Below are 20,912 nucleotides of genomic sequence, written 5' to 3' on the forward strand. Positions count from 1 at the left end.
CCCTTCCGACCATCGTCCTCCCGTGTGAACACCGGACGACAACCCACCGTCCGTAGACTGATCCGATGTCGACGACCGCAGACACCACCGACGACCTCGGCCGCACCACCGCCTTCCGGATGGACTTCGCCCGACGACAGGCGGCCCTGCTGACCGAGTTCCCCGGCGGCATCGTGGTGCAGGACCCGGAGTTCCCCGGATCGCACGAGCACAACCAGCTGATCGTGGACGGTCCCCTGGACCCGGCCGGACTGCCGGCCCTCGCCGACCAGGCGCTGGGCCGGCTGCCGCACCGCCGCGTCAGCGTGCTCGACGACGGGCTGGGGACGGCCTGCCTGCCGGTGCTGACCGCGGCGGGCTACAGCCATGAACTGGAGCTGGTGATGGCCCGCCCCGGCGCGGCCGCCGAACCCGGCCTGCCGCGGGCGGAGACCGTGTCGCTCGCCGACCTGCGGCCGGCCGTGGCCCGGCAGACCAGGGCCTGGATGCCCGAGGCGGAGCAGTCGATGATCGACCAGCTGGTCGAGCGCCGCAGCGCCCGGCTGCGCGGCGCCGACGAGGTCCGCTTCCTGGCCGTCCGCGACGAGCGGCACCAGGTCGCCGCCTCGGCCGACGTCTACCTCGACCGGAAGCGGGGCATCGGCCAGATCGAGGAGGTGGTCACCCTGGACGACCGGACCCGCCGCGGCTACGCCGGCACGCTGCTGCGGACCGCCCTCGACCTGGCCGCCGACTGCCCGCTGTTCTTCCTGGTCGCCGACGCCGACGACTGGCCCCGCCGCTGGTACGCCCGACTGGGCTTCCGGGAGCTGGGCCACACCCACGCCTTCAGCCGCACCGTCGGCTGACCCGCTCCCGCGTGACCCGCTCTCGTCCGACGCACCGTCGCCCGACCGGCCGTCAGACCGAGGGCGACGGCCGGTGCCCGGGCGGCCCGGCGGCTGCCTCGGTCCGGCTCAGGCCGCGTAGGCCGGCTTGAGCACCTCCTCGCACCACTGGCGGAAACTGGTGGGACTGCTCCCCTGCGGGGTGCGCGGCTCGACCGTGTCCAGACCTGCCGCCTTGGCGACCATCATGTCGACCATCCCCTTCACCATCGCCTCGGACATCCCGTGCTCCAGCAGCGTGGCCCTGAAGACCTCGACCGGCGTCTGCCGGTAGCGCACCGGACGTCCCAGCACCTCGGACATGGTCTGCGCCATCCCGTTCATGGAGATGTCCTCGGGGCCGAGCACGGGGACGGACCCCGACCCGCTCCACGAGTGGTCCCGCAGCAGGCCGGCGGCGACGGCCGCGATGTCGCGGACGGCGCAGCTGGGGAGCTTGAGGTCGCCGGGGACGGTGAAGGAGAACACGCCCTGGCTCCTGATCGACTCCAGTTGGCGCAGCACATTGTCCATGAACCCGGGGAGCGTCAGCGACCGGTGGCCCACGCCGGTGGCGGCGATGGCGTCGTCCATCGCCAGCGACGCCGAGACCAGCCCGGCGTTCTCGGCGCAGCCGGGGAATCCGCGGCCGAGGGCCGAGACCACCACGACCCGCTCGACCCCGTGGTTCTTGAACGCGTCGCAGGCGGCACGGCTGAAGCCGGTGTAGTGGTCCAGCAGGGTCGGCGCCCGCGGGTTCGGCGGCACCAGCCAGAAGACGCTGTCGGCGCCCTCGAACGCCCGGTCGACGACGTCGGCCTCGCTGTGCGAGCCGACGACGACCTCGGCCTGCTCGCGCACCTGCGGGGCGAGCCTGGCCGGGTCGCGGACGACCACCCGGACCGGCTCGTCACCGCCGAGCAGGTTCCCGACGACGCCGCTGCCGACGGAACCGGTGGGCGCAGTAATGACGATCATGGAAAGCAGACCTCCAGACGGGCGGCGAACGTTCTGCCCGGTCGCCGCGTGCTTCCCACCCTGCGCCGGTCGGTCCGCGCCGGTCCAATACCTCTTCCGGAAGATTGATACCCTGGAGGCATGGATCTGGACCTGCGCAAGCTGCGGTACTTCACGGCCGTCGCCGAGCTGGGGCACTTCGGCCGGGCGGCCGAGCAGCTGCACATCGCCCAGCCGGTGCTCAGCCGTCAGATCCGGGCGCTGGAGCAGGAGCTCGGCTGCGCGCTCCTGGAGCGCACCACCCGCGCGGTACGGCTGACCCCGGCGGGCGAGCAGTTGCAGAAGGACGCACCCGGCGTGCTCGCCGCCGCCCACGCGGCCACCCAGCGCACCCACGGCGCCGCCCGCGGGGCCGACCGGCTGGCCATCGGCTTCGCCCCCGGGCTGACCCTCTCGACCGCGGTCCGCGCCTACACCCAGACCCACCCCGGGGTGGAGATCGAACTGCTGCACCTCAAGTGGTACGACCAGGCCGAGGCGCTGCGCGACGGCCGCGCCGACATCGGCTATCTGCGGCGGCCCTTCGACGGCGAGGGCCTGCGCACCGTCCCGATCGGCAGCGAGCCCCAGGTCGCCTGCCTACCGACCGGCCATCCGCTGGCGCGGCGGCGCCGACTGGTCCGGGCCGACCTCGACGGCGAGCCGGTGCTGGACCCCGCGACCCGACGCGCCACGACGATCGAGGAGAAGTTCGAACTCGTGGCCGCCGGCGTCGGCATCGCCCTGGTGCCGCGCAGCGTCGCCCGCTACTACGCCCGCCCGGACCTGGTCCACCGCCCGGTCACCGACACCGGGACCTTCGAGCTCTGCCTCGCGGTGGCCGAGGGCCGGCAGCACCGGCACGTCCAGGACTTCCTCGACGTCGCGACATCAGCACTCACCGAACGCCGCTGACGGCAGCCCGTCCGGACCTCAGCCCCGCGGCCCGGGATCCGTCGGAAGCAGCAGGTCCGCGAGCTCCGCCGGGGCGGCCTGGCGCCAGGAGTCGACCACGATGTCACGGAGCTCGTCCACATCGTCGAGCGCCGCCAGACGGGCCCGCACCCAGGAGGAGTTGGCCTCGTGCGGCGGCACCCAGAACTTGTCCGGCTCGGAGGCGATCAGCTCATAGCGGTCGATCCTCGGACAGCGCACCGCGAAGGACGTCCCGTCGTCGGGGACGGTGACGAACATCCGGCCCGCGACGTGGAAGGTCGGATGGTTCCACAGTTCCTTCTCCACCGTCTGCGGCAGCGACAGGGCGATGCGGCGGACGTCGTCGGCGTCGAGCGGGGGAACTGCCTTCATCCTCAGGATTCTACGGCCCGGGGGTGACAACAGGGCTGCCGCCCCGACGGCGAGGCGGGGCGGCAGCGGCTCGGGGGACGGCAGCGGCTCGGGGGACGCCAGCGGCTCGGGCCACGGGGGTCAGGGGCGCTCGCGGCGGTCGAGGCTGAACAGGGTGTAGAGCAGCATCGAGGAGGCCAGGCCGACCGCCCAGCCGTAGTCGGCCAGCGGTTTGAGGAAGGGGATCAGGCCGTGCACCGGGAACGGCCCCTGCTTCACGCCCTTGGCGTCCAGCGCCGAGTAGGAGCCGCCGACCGCGAGCACCGCGCCCACCACCAGCGCCACCACTGCCCGCCAGTTCCAGCCGCCGGCGTACCAGTAGCGTCCGCTGTGCCGGTAGAGCTCGTCCACGTGCAGGCTGGTGCGCCGGAGGATCCAGTAGTCGGCGATCAGGATGCCGGAGACCGTGCCCAGCAGGCCGCCGACGGTGCCCAGCCAGGTGAAGATGTAGACGTTCGGGTTGGAGTAGAGCTTCCACGGGAAGATCACGATGCCGATGACACCGGTGATCAGGGCCCCGGTACGGAAGTTGACGAAGCGTGGCATCAGGTGTGACAGGTCGTAGGCGGGGCTGACCACATTGGCCGCGATGTTGGTGGAGATGGTCGCGATCAGCACCACCAGCAGTGCGAACAGGGTGCCCGGGATGCTGTCCATCTTCCCGGCCAGCTGGATCGGGTCCCAGATCGGGGCGCCGAAGACGGCCTGCGAGCCCGAGGTGACCAGCACCGAGAGCAGCGCGAAGAAGGTCATCGTGGTGGGCAGGCCCAGCGCCTGGCCCCAGAGCTGGGCGCGCTGGCTGCCGCCGAAGCGGGTGAAGTCGGGGATGTTCAGCGACAGCGTGGACCAGAAGCCGATCATGCCCATCAGCGAGGGGAAGAAGACCTTCCAGAAGCCGCTCCCCCAGCCCAGCGCCGACGGCTGGTCCAGCAGCGGGCCGAGGCCGCCGGCCTTGACCATGATCCAGGCCAGCAGCGCGAGCGCGCCGACGATGACGAAGGGCGCCGCCCAGTTCTCGAAGCGGCGCAGGGTCTCCATCCCCCGGGCGATGATGGCGATCTCCAGCACCCAGAACAGCAGGAACGACAGCCACAGGGTCCAGGCGTAGCCGCCGATGGTGGAGGCGTCGGCCCAGCCGTGGCCGAAGGCCTTGCCGGCCAGCACGAAGATGCCCGAGCCGCCGATCCAGGTCTGGATGCCGAACCAGGCGCAGGCCACCGCGGCCCGCATCATCGCCGGCAGGTTGGCCCCGCGCACTCCGAACGAGGCGCGCGCGAAGACCGGGAAGGGGATCCCGTACTTGGTGCCGGCGTGGCCGTTGAGCAGCATCGGCACCAGCACGATCAGATTGCCCAGGCCGATGGTGAACACCGCCTGCTTCCAGTCCATGCCGAGCGCGACCAGGCCGGAGGCCAGCGTCCAGGACGGGATGCAGTGCGACATCCCGATCCACAGGGCCATGTAGTTGTAGGTGGTCCAGCGCCGCTTCTCCAGCGGGACCGGGAGCAGGTCGCCGTTGGCGAAGCGCGGGTCGTCCAGGACGACGCCGGGTGCGAGCTCCACCCGTCCGTCCGGGGCGGTTATCTGTCTGTGGGTCAGGTCGGCGGGCTGGGCGGTTGCAGACAACGTGGGCCCTCGATTCAGCTGAAGACAGGGATGATCTCGGATCCGTAGGCGTCGATGGTGCTCTCGACGGCGTCGTGCATGGCGTAGACGGCGAACTGGTCGACGCCCAGGGCGCGCAGCTGTTCCAGCTTCTCCCGGTGCGCCTCGACCGGGCCCAGCAGGCAGAAGCGGTCCACGATCTCGTCCGGGACGAAGGCGGTGTCGGGGTTGCCGGCCCGGCCGTGGTGGCTGTAGTCGTAGCCGGCCCGGTCCTTGATGTAGTCGGTCAGCGCCTCCGGCACCAGGTCCGAGTGCTCGCCGTAGCGGCTGACCAGGTCGGCGACATGGTTGCCGACCATGCCGCCGAACCAGCGGCACTGCTCCCGGGCGTGGGCCAGCTGCCCGGCGCTGCCGTCGGTGACGTAGGCCGGGGCGGCGACGCAGACGGAGACCGTGCCGGGATCGCGGCCGGCCTGCTCGGCGGCGCTGCGGACGGCCTTGACCATCCACTCGGTGAGGAAGGGGTCCGCGAGCTGCAGGATGAAGCCGTCGGCCTGACGTCCGGTCAGCTCCAGTGCCTTGGGGCCGTAGGCGCCCATCCAGACGGGCAGCGAGCCGTCCTTGACCCAGGGCAGCCGCATCGCGGTGCCGTCGACCACGGTCTCCCGGCCCTCGGCCAGCTCCTTGATGGCGTGCATCGCCTCGCTGAGCCGGGCCAGGGTGGCCGGCTTGCGGCCGGCCACCCGCATCGCGGAGTCGCCGCGACCGATCCCGCAGACGGTGCGGTTGCCGTAGGTGTCGTTGAGGGTGGCGAACAGGGAGGCGGTGACCTCCCAGGTGCGGGTGGACGGGTTGGTGACCATGGGGCCAACCGTCATCCGCTCGGTCTCGGCGAGGATCCGGGCGTAGGTGACGAAGGGCTCCTGCCACAGCACCACCGAGTCGAAGGTCCAGCCGTGGCCGAACCCGGCCGTCTCGGCCCGCTTCATCCGGTCGATGAGCAGCTGCGCGGGTGGGTCGGTCTGTAGTACGAGGCCGAAGTCCATGCTGTGGCTCCTGTCCTGAGATGGCATCAGCTGAGAGGGAGTCGGATCGATGGCTCGATCCGGATCTAGATCAGGTACTGCGAGGTGCCGCGCGGCAGGTAGGTGCCGTGGCCGGGACGGCCGACGTACTCGCCGTCGTGCACCACCGCGGCGCCGCGGGAGAGCACGGTGCGGGCCCGGCCGGTGATCTGCTTGCCCTCGTACGCCGAGTAGTCGACGTTCATGTGGTGGGTGGCGGCGGACATGGTGTACCGCTCGTTCGGGTCGAAGATGACGATGTCGGCGTCGGCGCCGGGGGCGATGGTGCCCTTGCGCGGGTACAGGCCGAACATCCGGGCCGGGGTGGCGCAGGCCAGCTCGATCCAGCGGCGCCGGGAGAGGTGGCCGTCCAGGACCGCCTGGTGCAGCAGGTCCATCCGGTTCTCTACGCCGGGCATCCCGTTGGGGATCTTGGAGAAGTCGCCCCGGCCCAGCTCCTTCTGCCCGTTGAAGCAGAACGGGCAGTGGTCGGTTGACACCACCGAGAGGTCGTCGGTGCGCAGCCCGCGCCAGAGCGCGGCCTGGTGCTCACGGGGCCGCAGCGGGGTGCTGCAGACGTACTTGGCGCCCTCGAAGCCGGGCTCGGCCAGGTTGTCGGTGGACAGGAACAGGTACTGCGGACAGGTCTCGCCGAAGACGTTGAGACCCAGCCTGCGGGCGGCGGAGATCTCGGCGACTGCCTGCTCGGCGGAGACGTGGACGATGTAGAGCGGCGCGCCGCCGGCCACCCGGGACAGCTGGATGGCGCGGTGGGTGGCCTCGGCCTCCAGCAGTTCGCGGCGGACCTCGCCGTGGTAGCGGGGGTCGGTGCGGCCGGCCGCCAGCGCCTGCTCGACCAGCACGTCGATGGCGATGCCGTTCTCGGCGTGCATCATCACCAGGCCGCCGTTGCCGCCGGCCCGCTGCATTGCGCGCAGGATGCGGCCGTCGTCGCTGTAGAAGACGCCGGGGTAGGCCATGAACAGCTTGAAGGAGGTGACCCCCTCCTCCACCAGGACGTCCATCTCCTTGAGGGAGTCCTCGGTGACGTCCGACATGATCATGTGCAGGCCGTAGTCGATGGAGCAGTTGCCCTCGGCCTTGGCGTGCCAGGCGTCCAGGCCGTCGCGCAGCGAGCCGCCCACCGACTGGATGGCGAAGTCGACGATGGTGGTGGTGCCGCCCCAGGCGGCGGCCCGGGTGCCGGTCTCGAAGGTGTCCGCGGCCTTGGTGCCGCCGAAGGGCATCTCCATGTGGGTGTGCGCGTCGACCCCGCCGGGGAGGACGTAGCGTCCGGTGGCGTCGTACTCGGTGTCGGCGGTCCAGGTCTGGGCCGCCGAGCTGCCGGTCGCGGCGAGCGCGACCACCCGCTCGCCCTCGATCAGGACGTCGGCGTGGACCTCCTCGGCGGCGGTGACGACCAGGCCGTTGCGGATGACGGTGCGGGGCAGGGTCATGCGGGTCGACTCCCTTCGGGGGCTGCGGGGGCTGCGGGGGCTGTGGGGGCTTCCGGGACTTCCGGGGCGAGGGTCTCGGCCTGGGCCCGGCGCAGCGCCTCGACCAGCAGGTCGGCGCCCTCGACGGCCTCAGCGCCGGTGAGCGAGAGCGGCGGGGCGACCCGCAGCACATTGCCGGACAGCCCGCCCTTGCCGATCAGCAGGCCCAGCTCACGGGCGTGCTCCAGGGTGGCGCCGGCCGCGGCGGGCGAGGGTTCGCCGGCCGCGTCGACCAGCTCGACGCCGATCATCAGCCCCTTGCCGCGCACCTCCCGGACCACCGGCAGTCCGGCCGCGAGCAGCCGGTCGACCAGGATCGCGCCGGTGCGCCGGGCGTTGCCCTGCAGGTCGTGCTCCAGCAGGTGGCGCAGGTTGGCCAGGGCGCCGGCGGTGGTGATCGGGCTGCCGCCGAAGGTGGAGATCGAGTTGGCGTCCAGACAGTCCATCACCTCGGCACGGGCGACCACGCCGCCCATCGACAGGCCGTTGCCGATGCCCTTGGCGAAGGTCAGCAGGTCCGGCGGACCGGCCTCGGCGTGCGCCTGCCAGCCCCAGAAGTGCTCGCCGGTGCGGCCCCAGCCGGTCTGCACCTCGTCCGAGATCCAGAGGATGCCGTGCCGGTCCAGCACCCGCTTGAAGGCGGCGAAGAGTCCGTCCGGCCCGGAGGTGAAGCCGCCGACGCCCTGGATCGGCTCGGCGATCAGCGCCGCGACGCTGCCGCCGACCTGGCCCAGCAGGTCCTCCAGGTCCTCGGTGCAGGCGGCGATGAAGTCGGCGTCCGACAGGTGCGCGAACGGGCCCCGGGTGCGGACCCCGCCGTGCACGTAGAGGGTCTGCAGTGGCGAGAGGCTGGTGGGCGACCAGGAGCTGTTGCCGGTGATCCCGACGGTGGTGAAGGAGCGGCCGTGGTAGCTGTTCCGCATCGCCAGCACCTGGTTGGAGTGCCGGTGGGCGGTCGCCAGCAGCAACGCGGCGTCATTGGCCTCGGTGCCGGAGGTGGTGAAGAAGACCTTGGCGTCCGGGATGCCGGAGAGCTCGGCGATCTGCTCCGCGAGCTCGACCATGCCGGTCGAGAGGTAGAGCGTGGAGGAGTGGATGATCCGGCCGGCCTGCTCGGCGACGGCCTTGGTGACCTCGGGCAGGGCGTGGGCGGTCATGGTGGTGAGGATGCCGCCGAAGAAGTCCAGGTAGCGGTTGCCGGCCGAGTCCCAGACATGCCGGCCCTCGCCGTGGGTGAGCTCGATCGGTTCGCGGTAGTAGGTGGCCAGCCAGGCGGGGGTGACGGCGCGGTGGCGCTGGTGCAGGGTACGGGTCTCGGCTGCGCGGCTCTGATCGGGCATGGTCGGTTCAGGCCTCCGCGAGCGGGCCGTAGGCGTCGGGGCGCCGGTCGCGGTAGAAGGCCCACTGGTGCCGGACCTCCTCGATCAGGCCGAAGTCCAGGTCGCGGACGACCAGTTCCTCCTCCTTGTCGGAGGCCGGCTCGCCGACGAACTGGCCGCGCGGGTCCACGAAGTAGCTGGTGCCGTAGAAGTCGTTGTCGCCGTACTCCTCGACGCCGACCCGGTTGATCGCGGCGACGAAGTACTCGTTGGCGACGGCGGCGGCCGGCTGCTCCAGCTGCCACAGGTAGGCGGACAGGCCCCGGCTGGTGGCGGAGGGGTTGTAGACCAGCTGTGCCCCGGCCAGGCCCAGCGCGCGCCAGCCCTCCGGGAAGTGCCGGTCGTAGCAGATGTAGACGCCGATCCGGCCGACGGCGGTGTCGAACACCGGCCAGCCCAGGTTTCCCGGCTTGAAGTAGTACTTCTCCCAGAAGCCCTTGACCTGCGGGATGTGGTGCTTGCGGTACTTGCCGAGGTAGCTGCCGTCGGCGTCGATCACGGCCGCGGTGTTGTAGTACACCCCGGGCTGCTCGACCTCGTAGACCGGGACGACGATGACCATGCTGAGCTCACGGGCCAGCGACTGCATCCGGGTGACCGTGGGTCCCTCGGGCACGGCCTCGGCCCAGCGGTAGTGCTCCTCCTCCTGCACCTGGCAGAAGTAGGGGGCGTTGAAGACCTCCTGGAAACCGATGATCTGGGCGCCCTGGGCGGCGGCCTCACGGGCGTAGCGCTCGTGCAGGTCGATCATGGAGGCGCTGTCGCCGGTCCACTTGGTCTGGACGAGTGCGGCGCGGACGGTCTGGGAGGAACTCTGAGCGGGGTCGGACATGACACACCCTCACCTTCTACCGACGGGCAGACATGTCCACCCGTCTGTCTACGTGCGTAGACCGTAGGACGATCAACGTAATCCTGGCAATACGTCGGGCGTAACACAGCGAAGACGTTCTTGTTTCCCGCGGCGCGCGCTGATCACTCCATCGGCGGCGGAAAACCCTGGCGGAACCCATCCTGACCTCCCACGACCGGCCGTGGCCAGAGCGAGGCGATCAGCGCGCGGGTGGACAGTTCGAACAGCCGCTCCGGGTCCGGCGCCCCGGCCAGCGCGGCGGCCAGGGCCGGGTCCTGCTCCGCCGTCTCCGCGCCCCACAGCTCCGGCTCACCCGGCCGCTGCCGCGGCGCGCGCTCGCGGTTGCGCTCCACCAGGACGAAGCCGACGACATGGAACTGCAGCACCCGGACCGCCTCGGCCGCCGCGGCGCCGCGCAGCCCGGCGGCATGGGCCTCGTGCACCAGGGCGCGCTGCGCCGGCAGCATCATCACCTCGGTCAGCCCCCGTTCGTGCACCAGCGCGATCAGGTGGGGGCGCGCCCGCAGCTTGCGCCGCAGCGCCAGCGCGACGGACTCCGCCCGCGCCGCCGGGTCCGACCCGCGCGCCTCGATCTGGCCCATCTCACGGACGGTGCGCTGCACCAGCTCGTCCAGCAGCGCCTCCCGGTTGCCGACGTGCCAGTAGATCGCGGTGACGGCGGCGCCCAGCTCCGCGGCCAGCTTGCGCATGGTCAGCGCCGACGGCCCCCGGTCCCGCACCAGCGCCTCGGCGGCCAGCAGCACGCCTTCCCGATCTATCGACTGACGGTCCGTCATCTTCCTTTGCCCTTCGGCCTTTACCCTTCACGCGTTTCGGAGTAACAGTGTTACAGACCTCAACGCAGCAAGGGAGACCACTCATGGCACGCGTACGTTACGGTCCGCGCACCGAAGCAGACATCGCCGCGGCGAGGAGCAGCCGAGCCGTCCTCCCCGACATCTGGTCCACCGGCGTCGTCGCCGTCTGGGAGAGCGACCCGGACGCGGTGGCCCAGGTGCTGCCGCCGCCGCTGAAGCCGGCCGAGCGGGCCCTGGTCCGGGTCAACATCAGCCAGGTCGACCTGTTCGGATCGCCGCTGGGGGCGGGGTCGTTCGCGGTCAGCGCGCAGCACGGCGCGCACAGCGGCTGGTACCCGCTGGTGATGCCGATGAGCACCGAGCGGGCGCTGATCGGCGGCCGGGAGGTGTTCGGCGAGCCCAAGAAGCTCGGCGAGGTGGCGGTGGACCGGGAAGGCCACCCGGACGGCGACCGGGTCCGGGCCACGCTGACCCGGCACGGCATCACCTTCGTCGAGGTGGTCGGCCGGGTCACCGGCGAACTGCCGGTCCCGGAACCGGTGCAGAAGCTCGATTTCTACCTGAAGTTCCTGCCCGCCGTCGACGGCGAGGGCTTCGACCTGGACCCGGTGCTGGTGCACTGCACCCGCAACGAGCGGGTCCGGCGGCTGGAGGCCGTCGAGGGCGAGGTGATCCTGCGGGAGTCGGCCTTCGACCCGGTGGCGGACCTGCCGGTGCGCCGGCTGCTGGAGATCACCATCGGCGAGAAGACCTCCGACCAGCGCGGCCGGGTGGTCGAGCGGGTCAGCGCACAGGCGCTGCTGCCCTACGTCCACCAGCGCTACGACGACCCGATGCAGGTGCTGGACGCGCCGCCGGTACCGGGCGGTGGTGAGTGATGGAGCTGCTTCCCGGACGGGTGGCCGTGGTCACCGGCGCCGCGAGCGGCATCGGCCTGGCTATGGCGGAGCGGTTCGCCGCCGAGGGGCTCAGAGTGGTCCTCGCCGACGTCGAGGAGCCGGCCCTGGACAAGGCCGTCGCCGGACTGCGCGAGCGCGGCGCGGAGGCGGTCGGGCAGGTGGTGGACGTCTCCGAGCGGGAGAGCGTGGTCGGCCTGGCCGACGCGGCGTACCGGGCCTTCGGTGCGGTGCATGTGCTCTGCAACAACGCCGGGGTGGGCTCGGGCGCCGAGGGCCGGATGTGGGAGCACGAGCCCAACGACTGGAAGTGGGCCTTCGCGGTCAACGTCTGGGGCGTCTTCCACGGGATCCAGGCGTTCGTCCCCCGGATGCTGGAGGCCGGGACGCCCGGACACATCGTCAACACCTCCTCGGGGGACGGCGGGATCGCCCCGCTGCCCACCGCCTCGGTGTACGCGGTGACCAAGGCGGCGGTGGTCACCATGACCGAGTCGCTCTACGCCCATCTGCGCGCCGAGCAGGCGCAGGTCAGCGCCTCGGTGCTGTTCCCCGGCCCACACATGCTGCGCACCGGCTTGTGGGAGTCGCACCGCAACCGGCCGGAGCGCTTCGCCAAGGAGCGTCCGCGCCGCACCCCGTACCGGAGCCTCGCGCAGTGGGAGGCGGCGATGGAGGCGGCGGGTCAGCAGGTGGAGTTCACGCCGGTCGAGGAGGTGGCCGGGACGGTGGTGGACGGCATCCGCGCCGACCGCTTCTGGATGCTGCCCGCGAGCGAGCACAGCGACCGGCAGATCCGGGCCCGCTCGCAGTCGATGCTGGAGCGCAGCAACCCCGCGTACCTGGAGAAGTTCATCATCGGAGATGACTGATGACGACTGGTCAGAACCCTTACACCGAGCCCTATCTGATCGTCTCCTCGGACTGCCACGCCGGGCTGCCGACCGAGCAGTACCGCCCCTACCTGGAGGCCGCGCACCACGAGGCCTTCGACGGGTTCCTCGCCGAGGCGGCGCAGCGCAGGGAGTCCGCGACCCGGCTCGGGGTGCGCAACGAGGCCTTCGCCCGGAAGTGGTTCGAGGAGCACGAGGAGGGCCTGCGCGGCGGCTGGGACGCGGCGCAGCGCGACAAGGAGCTGGACGGCGACGGGGTCGCCGGCGAGGTGGTGTTCCCCGACGCGGACGCCGTGGACAGCACCACCGCCGCACCCTTCGGCGTCGGCCTCGGGCTGAGCGGGGACCAGGACCCGGTGCTGGGCATGGCCGGGGCCAAGGCCCACAACCGCTGGCTGGCCGAGTTCATCGCCGACAGCGCGGTACCGGAGCGCCATGCCGGGGTGGCCCTGCTGCCGATCACCGGCGAGGTGGAGGCGGTCGTCGCGGAGGTGCGCCGGGCGCACGCCTCCGGGTTGCGCGCTGTGATGATCCCCTCGATGTGGGTCGACAAAGCCCCCTATCACGACCGGCGCTACGATCCGGTCTGGGCGGTCTGCGAGGAGCTGCGGATGCCCGTGGTCACCCACTCGGGCGCGGCCCCGCGCCATGAGTACGGCGACCACCTGGGGATCTATGTCACCGAGGTGACCTTCTGGCCCTCCCGTCCGCTGTGGTTCCTGCTCTGGTCCGGCGTGTTCGAGCGGTTCCCCGGGCTGCGCTTCGGGGTGGCCGAGTCGGGCTGCTGGTGGCTGCCCAATCTGCTGTGGTTCATGGACCGGCTCTACCTCGGCGCGCACGGCGGCAAGAAGCTGTCGCCGTTCTCCGAGCTGACCATGGCGCCGAGCGCCTACGTCGACCGCAACTGCTTCATCGCCGCGACCAACACCAAGCGGCGCGAGCTGGCGCACCGCTACGAGATCGGCGTGGACGCCATCTGCTGGGGCAGCGACTTCCCGCACCCCGAGGGCACCTGGCCGAACACCCGGCAGTGGATGCGCACCTCCTTCCACGACATCCCGATCGGGGAGACCCGGCGGATGCTGGGGCTGTCCTGCGCCGAGGTCTTCGGCTTCGACACCGCCAGGCTCGCCCCGATCGCGCGGCGGATCGGCCCCACCCCGGCCGACCTCGGCCAGCCCGAGGACCAGTCGGCGGTCGAGGCCGCCTGGGCGCCCGCCCGGGAGGTGGGCCGGCACTGGCTGACCGGCCACGACTTCCCGTTCATCGGCACGGCGGCACCGACCGAGGGGAGGACGCTGTGACAGAGCCTCAGGAGACCCCGGAGCGGTACACCGTCATCTCCGCCGACTGCCACGCCGGCGCCGACCTGCTGGACTACCGCCCCTACCTGGACTCCCGGTTCCACGAGGTGTTCGACGCCTGGGCCGCGACCTACGTCAACCCCTTCGCCGACCTCCAAGCCGCCGAGGCCGACCGCAACTGGGACTCCGACCGCCGGCTCGCCGAGCTGGAGCAGGACGGCATCGTCGCCGAGGTGGTGTTCCCCAACACCGTCCCGCCGTTCTACCCCAGCACCTCGCTGACGGCCGCCGTGCCGACGCCCGAGGAGTACCGGCTGCGCTGGGCCGGACTGCAGGCCCACAACCGCTGGATGGCCGACTTCTGCGCGCTGGCGCCCGGCCGCCGGGCCGGGACCTTCCAGGTACTGCTCAACGATGTGGACGCGGCCGCCGCCGAGGTGCGTCGCTGCCACGCCGCCGGGCTCACCGGCGGGGTGGTCCTGCCCGGCGTCCCGCCGGGGTCGCCGGTCCCGGAGCTGTATTCGACGGCGTACGACCCGCTGTGGGCGGTCTGCGCGGAGCTCGGCGTCCCGGTCAACCACCACGGCGGCTCGGCCGGACCGGTGCTCGGCGAGGAGCCGGCCGCCCGGGCGGTGTTCATGGTGGAGACCACCTGGTTCTCCCACCGGGCGCTGTGGCACCTGGTGTTCGGCGGCGCGTTCCGCCGGCACCCGGGGCTGCGGCTGGTCCTCACCGAGCAGGGCTCGGGGTGGATCCCGGGGGTGCTGGACATGCTGGACTACTACCACGGACGGCTGGTGGGGGCGGCGACCAGGGCCGCCACGGCCGAGTCCAAGTTCGGGACGGGGCTGGCCGAGGCGATGGGCGCGGGACCGCGCGCGGTCTGGGAGTCCAACTGCTTCGTCGGCGCGAGCTTCATGCGCGCGCACGAGGTTCCGCTGCGCGAGCGGATCGGCCTGGACAAGATCATGTGGGGCAGCGACTTCCCCCACGACGAGGGCACCTACCCCTACACCACCGAGGCCCTCCGCACTGCCTACGCGGGCCTCCCCTACCCCGAGGTCGCCGCCATGGTCGGCGCCAACGCCGCCCGCGTGTACGGTTTCGACCTCCCGACGCTGGACGCCCTGGCCGCCAAGACCGGCCCCCTGGTCGCCGAGGTCGCCCAACCCCTCCCCGCGCCCCCGCCGGGCGCCACCAGCCCGGCCTTCGCCAAGGGCGGATCCGTCAGAGTGTGGTGAGCGGAATCCCAGGGGCGCCCAGCCCGGGCGCCCCTGGGAGGACGAGCCGGGTTCAGGCCTGCGGGCTCGCCGGGAGCAGCACATCCAGGTCGAGGGTGAACACACGACCGTCGTCGAGAGTGATCGGCAGGCTGCCGGTCCCGTACTTCCGGGTCAGCGCCTGGCTGTATCCGGAGGCCTGGGGCCCGGTGTGCAGCACGACCTCGCGGGCGTACGGGTCCACGATCAGGTAGATCGGGATGCCGTAGCGACCGTACTTCTCCGTGCACTCGTCGTAGTCCTTGCGCACCGAAGGAGTCGAGACGACCTCGGCGATCAGCAGCACGTCCTCGAAGCTATAGCGCTGGGCCACCAGCCGGGCATCCTCCAGGAAGACAGCCAGGTCGGGGGCGGAGCTCTCCTCAGCTGGAAGGCTGATGTAGACCTGCGACGTCACCTTGGCCCGACGTCCCAGCGACAGTGCAGAGTAGTACTGGATGGACTTCAACGCGTCGGCGTGCTCCTGGCTTCGCGGGACCATGATCACTTTTCCGTCGGCCCCGAAGAACACCGCATAGCCCCGAGGGAACTCAACACGCTCAATCGGGTGCGCCGCCACCGACCCTCCTTCGGTCCGATCGCGACCAGCCTAGCCATCGGGCACCCTACGGACCGGTAACAACCTCTGTACAGGGGTTCTCTGCGGCTCTACGCTCCCGTTCATGCCGAACCTGCCCGATGCCGTGCTCTGGTCCGTGCCCGCCTTCGTCCTGCTCACCGTCGTGGAGATAGTGTCGTTCCTGGTCCATCCGGACGAGGACGAGCAGGGGTACACCGGGAAGGACACCGCCACCAGCCTGACCATGGGGCTGGGGAGCCTGGTGACCAACCTGGGGTGGAAGATCCCCGCATTCGCCCTGTACAACCTGGTGTACGCGCTGACGCCGCTGCGGGTGCCGGTGCTGTGGTGGACCACGGTGCCGCTGATGCTGCTCGGGCAGGACTTCTGCTACTACTGGTCGCACCGCAGCACGCACCGGGTGCGGCTGCTCTGGGCGCAGCACGTGGTGCACCACTCCAGCCGGCACTACAACCTGTCGACCGCGCTGCGGCAGCCCTGGACGGACCTGACCTTCGGGATCTTCTACCTGCCGCTGGTGCTGGTCGGGGTCTCCCCCGCCGCGGTGGCGTTCTGCTCCTCCGTCAACCTGGTGTACCAGTTCTGGATCCACACCGAGCGGATCGGCAAACTGCCCCGCCCGCTGGAGTCCGTGCTGAACACCCCCTCGCACCACCGGGTGCACCACGCCTCGCAGGGCGGCTACCTGGACCGCAACTTCGGCGGGATCCTGATCGTCTGGGACCGGCTGTTCGGCAGCTTCACCGCCGAGGGCGACCGGCCGGTCTACGGCCTGACCAAGAACATCAGCACCTTCAACCCGCTGCGGGTGGCCACCCACGAGTACGCCGCGATCGGCCGCGACCTGGCCGCCGCGCGCAACTGGCGCGAGCGCGCCGGGTACCTGTTCCGCGGCCCCGGCTGGCAGCCGGCCGACCTGACGGACCGGCAGTCCCCGGTCCCGGAACCCAAGGTCGCCGCGTGAGGCTGCGGGCGTACGCCGGGCTGTCCGTCGCCCACCTGGTGTTCATCCTGCTCGGCTGGGGCATCGCCCGGGACGTCAGCAAGCCGCTGCTGATGCTGCTGCTCGCCGCCGCCGTGGCCGCGGCGGCGCCCCGGCTGCTGCTGGGCGCGCTGCTGGCGTCCTGCGCCGGGGACACCTTCCTGATCTTCGGCGGGACCTGGTTCCTGCTGGGCATGGGCGGGTTCGCGGTGGCCCATGCCTGCTACGTCACCCGCTTCGTCCGCGGCGGCGCCCTGCGCGACCGCCGACGGCTGCTGCGTACGGCGGTGCCGTACGCGGTGGCCTGGGCCGTGCTGATCACCCTGCTCTGGCCGGACCTGGACGCCGGCCTTCGCATTCCGCTGGCCTGCTACAGCCTGCTGCTCACCGGCACCGCGGTGACCTCCGGCTGCGCCGGGCTGCGCACCGGCCTCGGCGGCGGGCTGTTCCTGCTGTCGGACTCGCTGATCGCCAGTGCGCTGGCGCACTGGCCGCAGCCGCCGGCGGCGGACTTCTGGGTGATGCTGACCTACCTCGTCGGTCAGTACCTGCTGGCGACCGGGATCGCCACCGCCTACAGCGCCAGGTCGACCACGACCGGGGCGTGGTCCGAGGTGCCCTTGCCCTTGCGGGCCTCGCGGTCGACGTAGGAGTCGCTGACCGCCTCCACGAAGGGCTTGTTGGCGTAAGTGAAGTCGATCCGCATGCCGTAGTTCTTGGGGAAGGCCAGCCCCCGGTAGTCCCAGAACGTGAAGGGGTGGTCGTACTTGAGCGCGCGCGGGAAGACGTCGGCCAGGCCGACGTCGCGCAGGTCGGCGAGGGCCTGCCGCTCCGGCGCGGTGACATGGGTGGCCCCCACGAACTTGGACATGTCCCAGACGTCCTGGTCGGTGGGCGCGACGTTGAAGTCGCCCAGCACCGCGAACGGACGCGGTCCCGCGGTGTCCTCGCGGACCGCGTCGCGCAGCGCCGCCAGCCACTGCAGCTTGTAGGCGTAGTGGGCGTGGTCCACCTCGCGGCCGTTGGGAACGTACACCGACCAGACCCGGACCGGGCCGCAGGTCGCGGCGATGGCCCGGGCCTCCTGCTCGGGCTCCGGCTCCAGCAGCGAGGGCTCGGCGTCGGCTGCGGGGTCGGCCAGGTAGCCCGGCTGGGCGGGCAGGCCGCGCACCACGTCCTCGATGCCCAGCTTGGACAGCACAGCCACGCCGTTCCAGCGGCCGGTGCCGTGCGCGGCGGCTTCGTAGCCGAGCTCGCGCACCGCCTCGTAGGGGAAGGCGTCGGCAGCGCACTTCAGCTCCTGCAGGCACAGCACGTCGGGCGCGGCCGAGCCCAGCCATTCGAGCAGCTTGGGCAGCCGGGCGTTGACCGAGTTGATGTTCCAGGTGGCGACGCGGACGGTCATCGGGAGCTCTGCTTCCTGGCGGTGGATCGGACGGGCGGTGGGCCATGGACAACCTACCGCCCGCCACTGACAGCGGCCCGCTACTGCGGTCCGACCGGCCACACCGCCGCCGCGGCACCGCCGCCGCGGCGCACCGGCTCGGCCGCGGCCTGCAGCCGTCCGTCCGGCAGCGCCTGGATCCCGGTCGCCGCGCCGATCTCCGCGGGCCTGGACGAGAACACCTCGCCGAGCCCGGTCAGCGCCGCCGCGTCCGGCGAGTCCAGGAACGCCTGCTCGACGTCGGAGACGGCGCCGTTGCGCTGGCTGGCCCGGGGCGCGGCGATGGCCTGCTCCAGCGACAGCCCCCGGTCGACATGGCCGAGCAGGGTCTGCAGCACCGTGGTGATGATGGTGGCGCCGCCGGGCGAGCCCAGCGCGAAGTCGAACCTGCCGTTCCTCAGCACGATCGTCGGCGACATGGACGAGCGCGGGCGCTTGCCCGCCGCGGGCAGGTTGGGGTCGGGCACGCCGGCCACCGGGGCGGCGAAGTCGAAGTCGGTCAGCTCGTTGTTGAGCAGGAAGCCGCGGCCCGGCACGGTCATCGCGCTGCCGCCGGTCTGCTCGATCGTCAGGGTGTAGGAGACCACGTTGCCCCAGCGGTCGGCGACCGTCAGATGGGTGGTGTTGGTGCCCTCGTAGGTGGTGGGCGCCGGGGTGCCGGCGGTGGAGCAGCCGCGCGCCGGGTGCCGGGGGTCGGCCGGGGCCAGCGGGCTGGTCAGGCTGGAGTCCGGCTTGATCAGGCAGGCGCGGGAGTCGGCGAACCGCTGCGACAGCAGGGCCCTGGTCGGTACGTCGACCTGGCTGGGGTCGCCCACCCAGCGGTTGCGGTCGGCGAAGGCGATCCGGCTGGCCTCCAGGTAGTCGTGCAGGTACTGGGTGGAGGAGGCGTCCTTGAGGTCGAAGTCCTGCAGGATGTTCAGCGCCTCGCCGACGGTGGTGCCGCCGCTCGACGAGGGCGCGATGGAGTAGACGTCCAGGCCCCGGTAGCCGACCTCGGTCGGCGCCTGCTGCTTGACCTGATAGGCCGCCAGGTCCGCCGTCGACAGCTTCCCTGGACGGGCGTTCCAGCCCGAGGCCGGGTCCACCTGCGGATGCTGCACCAGCGCGGTGATCTCCCGGCCGAGGTCGCCCCGGTAGAGCGCGGCGGTGCCCTGGCGCTCCAGCTCGCGGTAGGTGGCGGCGAGGTCGGGGTTGCGGAACACGCTGCCCACGGCCGGGGGCCTGCCGCCGGGCAGGAACAGCGCGCGGGTGGCCGGGAAGGCCGCGAAGCGGGTGGCGTTGTCGGCGGTCTGCTGGGCGAAGGTCGCGTCGACGACGAAGCCGTGGTCCGCGAGCTTCTCGGCCGGCTTGAGCGAGTCCGCGAAGGAGCGGGTGCCCCACAGCTGCAGCGCCCGGGCCCAGGTCTGCGCGCTGCCGGGGGTCCCCACCGACAGCCCGCTGCTGACGGCGTCGGCGAAGGCCAGCGGTTTGCCGTCGGAGCCGATGAAGAGGTTCTGGTCGGCGGTCCGCGGGGCGGTCTCCCGGCCGTCCAGGGTGCTGACCCGGTGGGTGCGGGCGTTGTAGTAGACGAAGTACCCGCCACCGCCGATCCCGGAGGAGTACGGCTCGGTGACGCCCAGCGCGGCGGCGGCCGCGACGGCCGCGTCCACGGCGTTGCCGCCGTTGCGGAGCACGGCGACGCCGATGTCGGTCGCCTCCGCGGACACGCTGGCGACCGCGCCGCCGTAACCGGCCGCCTCGGGCTGCTTCGCCGCGGGAGCGGCCGACGGCGCGGCGGCGGGCGACGGGACCGTGCCTGCCGTGGCGACCAGGGCCACGGCTAGGACCAGGGGTGATGCCAGTCGTAACGCCGAACTCATGCGAACCTCCGGTGAGGGTGAGAGCGCAGTGCGGTGACGGTGTACCGACCATTGCGTCACAGCGCACAGCGGTCGCACAAGAACTCCCACGAGTGACAGCGCCGGGTCGGTGCGGGCGCCCCGGAGGGCGTCGGTCATGATGGTGGGCGGCAGCCGGACGGTTGGCGGCGGCCGGATGGTGGGCGGCAGCCGGAGGGCGGTCGACAGCCGACAGCACTGAGGAGGGCGACGGCGATGGCGGTACTGGCGGGCGTCGGCTACTCCGGGCCCCCGGCCTGGACGCTGGGCCGGGTGTTCAGCGACTGGCAGGCCGAGCCGGTGGTGCTGGCCCTGGCGGTGCTCGGGACGGCCGGCTACCTCTACGGCGTCGCCCGGATCCGGCGCGGCGGCGGGTCCTGGTCCTTCGGCCGCGTCTTCGCCTATCTGCTGGGCATGGCGCTGTGGGTCTTCACCACCTGCTCCGGCGTGGGCGTCTACGAGAAGGTGCTGTTCACCGACCGCGCGGTGCAGTCCGTGCTGCTGCTGATGGTGGTGCCGCTGCTGCTGGCCATGGGCGCGCCGGTGACCGTGCTGGTCGAGGCCGCGCCGGAGCGCCGGCGCGAACGGCTGCGGGCCGCGATGCGCGGGCGGGCCGCCCAGGTGCTGATGTTCCCGCTGGTGTCGACGGTGCTGCTGATCGTGCCGCCGTGGCTGCTCTACTTCAGCCCCTGGTACCGGCTGTCACTGACCACCACCGGGTTCAACATCCTCTTCCATGTCGCCTTCGTGCTGTTCGGCCTCGCCTACTTCTGGCCACGGCTGCAGCTGGACCCGGTGGCCCGGCACTACCACCCGCTGCTCGGCATCACCATCACCGTCGCCGAGGTGATCTTCGACGCGGCGCTGGGCTTCGTCCTGGTGTTCGGCTCGAACCTGCTGCTGCCGCACTACTGGGAGACCCTGAACCGGCCCTGGGGCATGTCCGCGCGGACCGACCAGTCCTGGGGCGGCGCGGTGCTGTGGGGGCTCGGCGACATCGCCGGGGTGCCCTTCCTGGTGGCGCTGATCATCCGGGTGGTCCGCGAGGAGCGGGTCCGCACCGCCGAGGTGGACGCCCAGCTGGACCAGGAGGCCGAGATCCGGCAGCAGCGCCAGCGCACCGAAGGGGTGCTGGCCGAGCCGGAGGACATGATGCGGCCCTGGTGGCTGGACGACCCCAACCTGGCCCACCGCTACGGCAACCAGGGCCGGCAGGGCTGACTCCCCAGCAC

At 71.8% G+C, this 20,912-nt stretch carries 20 protein-coding genes; 9 read left to right on the forward strand and 11 right to left on the reverse strand.

Annotated elements, in window-relative coordinates; all coding sequences use genetic code 11:
• The first annotated feature begins 65 nt into the window (after window positions 1-65).
• A complete protein-coding gene (locus TR46_RS03250) occupies window positions 66-848 on the forward strand; it encodes a GNAT family N-acetyltransferase (RefSeq protein ID WP_042393077.1) in 783 nt (260 codons plus the stop codon).
• A 108-nt stretch (window positions 849-956) separates the two neighbouring features.
• Here TR46_RS03250 and TR46_RS03255 read toward each other — a convergent pair whose 3' ends face one another.
• On the reverse strand, window positions 957-1,844 hold the full coding sequence (locus TR46_RS03255; protein ID WP_042393079.1) for an NmrA family NAD(P)-binding protein: 888 nt from the start codon (window positions 1,842-1,844) through the stop codon (window positions 957-959).
• Between the two features lie 120 nt (window positions 1,845-1,964).
• Here TR46_RS03255 and TR46_RS03260 point away from each other — a divergent pair, with 120 nt between their 5' ends.
• Window positions 1,965-2,777 (forward strand): LysR family transcriptional regulator, encoded by an 813-nt coding sequence (locus TR46_RS03260; protein ID WP_042393081.1) that lies wholly within the window; start codon window positions 1,965-1,967, stop codon window positions 2,775-2,777.
• Between the two features lie 18 nt (window positions 2,778-2,795).
• Here TR46_RS03260 and TR46_RS03265 read toward each other — a convergent pair whose 3' ends face one another.
• The 7 genes from TR46_RS03265 to TR46_RS03295 form a co-directional block, all read right to left on the reverse strand.
• Window positions 2,796-3,170, reverse strand: coding sequence for an MmcQ/YjbR family DNA-binding protein (locus TR46_RS03265; protein ID WP_042393083.1), 375 nt, complete (start codon window positions 3,168-3,170; stop codon window positions 2,796-2,798).
• Between the two features lie 120 nt (window positions 3,171-3,290).
• Window positions 3,291-4,835 (reverse strand): NCS1 family nucleobase:cation symporter-1, encoded by a 1,545-nt coding sequence (locus TR46_RS03270; RefSeq protein ID WP_042393085.1) that lies wholly within the window; start codon window positions 4,833-4,835, stop codon window positions 3,291-3,293.
• Window positions 4,836-4,849: 14 nt separating this feature from the next.
• Window positions 4,850-5,860 carry a TIGR03842 family LLM class F420-dependent oxidoreductase gene (locus TR46_RS03275; protein WP_042393088.1) on the reverse strand — a complete coding sequence of 337 codons (1,011 nt, stop codon included), beginning with the start codon at window positions 5,858-5,860 and terminating at the stop codon, window positions 4,850-4,852.
• A 65-nt stretch (window positions 5,861-5,925) separates the two neighbouring features.
• A complete protein-coding gene (gene hydA, locus TR46_RS03280; RefSeq protein WP_042393090.1) occupies window positions 5,926-7,335 on the reverse strand; it encodes a dihydropyrimidinase in 1,410 nt (469 codons plus the stop codon).
• A complete protein-coding gene (locus TR46_RS03285; protein WP_042393091.1) occupies window positions 7,332-8,714 on the reverse strand; it encodes an aspartate aminotransferase family protein in 1,383 nt (460 codons plus the stop codon). The genes hydA and TR46_RS03285 overlap by 4 nt, the downstream gene beginning before the upstream one ends.
• A 7-nt stretch (window positions 8,715-8,721) precedes the next feature.
• A complete protein-coding gene (locus TR46_RS03290; protein ID WP_042393093.1) occupies window positions 8,722-9,585 on the reverse strand; it encodes a nitrilase-related carbon-nitrogen hydrolase in 864 nt (287 codons plus the stop codon).
• 143 nt (window positions 9,586-9,728) lie between these two features.
• Window positions 9,729-10,403 carry a TetR/AcrR family transcriptional regulator gene (locus TR46_RS03295; protein WP_042393095.1) on the reverse strand — a complete coding sequence of 225 codons (675 nt, stop codon included), beginning with the start codon at window positions 10,401-10,403 and terminating at the stop codon, window positions 9,729-9,731.
• A gap of 83 nt (window positions 10,404-10,486) precedes the next feature.
• Between TR46_RS03295 and TR46_RS03300 the strand changes: the two genes are divergently transcribed.
• Genes TR46_RS03300 through TR46_RS03315 form a run of 4 tightly spaced genes read left to right on the forward strand, consistent with a single transcriptional unit; the run spans window position 10,487 to window position 14,758 of the window.
• Entirely contained in the window at window positions 10,487-11,302 is an 816-nt protein-coding gene (locus TR46_RS03300; RefSeq protein WP_042393097.1) for an acetoacetate decarboxylase family protein, read from the forward strand.
• Window positions 11,302-12,192, forward strand: a complete 891-nt coding sequence (locus TR46_RS03305; protein WP_042393099.1) for an SDR family NAD(P)-dependent oxidoreductase — start codon at window positions 11,302-11,304, stop codon at window positions 12,190-12,192. The genes TR46_RS03300 and TR46_RS03305 overlap by 1 nt, the downstream gene beginning before the upstream one ends.
• Entirely contained in the window at window positions 12,192-13,517 is a 1,326-nt protein-coding gene (locus TR46_RS03310) for an amidohydrolase family protein (protein WP_042393102.1), read from the forward strand. The genes TR46_RS03305 and TR46_RS03310 overlap by 1 nt, the downstream gene beginning before the upstream one ends.
• The gene (locus tag TR46_RS03315) at window positions 13,514-14,758 is read left to right on the forward strand and encodes an amidohydrolase family protein (RefSeq protein WP_042393105.1); all 1,245 of its coding nucleotides are present in this window, start codon (window positions 13,514-13,516) and stop codon (window positions 14,756-14,758) included. Before TR46_RS03310 ends, TR46_RS03315 begins: the two co-directional genes overlap by 4 nt.
• Before the next feature lie 52 nt (window positions 14,759-14,810).
• On the opposite strand, the gene TR46_RS03320 is transcribed toward TR46_RS03315, so the two are convergent.
• A complete protein-coding gene (locus TR46_RS03320; RefSeq protein WP_042393107.1) occupies window positions 14,811-15,356 on the reverse strand; it encodes a Uma2 family endonuclease in 546 nt (181 codons plus the stop codon).
• 103 nt (window positions 15,357-15,459) lie between these two features.
• Here TR46_RS03320 and TR46_RS03325 point away from each other — a divergent pair, with 103 nt between their 5' ends.
• Together TR46_RS03325 and TR46_RS03330 are read left to right on the forward strand one after the other, a co-directional pair.
• The gene (locus TR46_RS03325) at window positions 15,460-16,341 is read left to right on the forward strand and encodes a sterol desaturase family protein (RefSeq protein WP_042393109.1); all 882 of its coding nucleotides are present in this window, start codon (window positions 15,460-15,462) and stop codon (window positions 16,339-16,341) included.
• Window positions 16,338-17,009 (forward strand): lysoplasmalogenase family protein, encoded by a 672-nt coding sequence (locus TR46_RS03330; RefSeq protein ID WP_042393111.1) that lies wholly within the window; start codon window positions 16,338-16,340, stop codon window positions 17,007-17,009. Before TR46_RS03325 ends, TR46_RS03330 begins: the two co-directional genes overlap by 4 nt.
• Here the strand turns inward: TR46_RS03330 and TR46_RS03335 are convergent.
• Together TR46_RS03335 and ggt are read right to left on the reverse strand one after the other, a co-directional pair.
• Window positions 16,934-17,764, reverse strand: coding sequence for an exodeoxyribonuclease III (locus tag TR46_RS03335; RefSeq protein ID WP_042393112.1), 831 nt, complete (start codon window positions 17,762-17,764; stop codon window positions 16,934-16,936). The genes TR46_RS03330 and TR46_RS03335 overlap by 76 nt on opposite strands.
• An 80-nt stretch (window positions 17,765-17,844) precedes the next feature.
• Window positions 17,845-19,662 carry a gamma-glutamyltransferase gene (gene ggt / locus TR46_RS03340; RefSeq protein ID WP_042393114.1) on the reverse strand — a complete coding sequence of 606 codons (1,818 nt, stop codon included), beginning with the start codon at window positions 19,660-19,662 and terminating at the stop codon, window positions 17,845-17,847.
• Between the two features lie 234 nt (window positions 19,663-19,896).
• Here ggt and TR46_RS03345 point away from each other — a divergent pair, with 234 nt between their 5' ends.
• Window positions 19,897-20,901: a cytochrome c oxidase assembly protein gene (locus tag TR46_RS03345; protein WP_052432515.1), complete on the forward strand. Its 1,005-nt coding sequence runs from the start codon at window positions 19,897-19,899 to the stop codon at window positions 20,899-20,901.
• The last annotated feature ends 11 nt before the right edge of the window (window positions 20,902-20,912 follow it).

Source organism: Streptacidiphilus carbonis, from assembly GCF_000787775.1.
GTDB classification, from domain to species: Bacteria; Actinomycetota; Actinomycetes; order Streptomycetales; family Streptomycetaceae; genus Streptacidiphilus; species Streptacidiphilus carbonis.